1 protein-coding gene is annotated in these 362 nt (G+C 46.1%); it reads left to right on the top strand.

What is annotated here, in order from left to right:
* On the top strand, nucleotides 1-198 hold a 198-nt coding region (locus WKT12_RS16505; RefSeq protein WP_340320337.1), incomplete at its 5' end, for a hypothetical protein.
* Nucleotides 199-362: the final 164 nt, after the last annotated feature.

Consider the following 362-nt stretch of genomic DNA (forward strand, 5'->3'; position numbering starts at 1 on the left):
AGCAGGAGATTTTCCATAAGCGGGAAAGGCAGAAAAGGGAAAAAAGTACCGGTATGGCTGGAAAAAACATGGCAGGCGGCATCCGTAAAACGCAAAAGATTCCGGATAAAAATCGGGATGACGGAGAAAAAACACGGCGGGCGCCTGCACAAGACCGGCAGAAAAGAATGCTCCGGGAACCCCAAAATGCCGGAATAGCTGATAAATTCTCTCCGGAAAGTCCTGAGAAAAGTGGAAAAATTATGGATACGGAGAGAAAAATTTCCCACACTGCACGGAAAAAACTTGAAAATGATTCGAAAGGTGAGGAAAAAATGCCCGGAAACGGGAAGCGGAGGCCGAAAATAGCAGGTTTTTCCTTA

The sequence above is a fragment of the Phocaeicola sp. HCN-6420 genome (assembly GCF_037890145.1).
Classification (GTDB): Bacteria; Bacteroidota; Bacteroidia; order Bacteroidales; family Bacteroidaceae; genus Phocaeicola.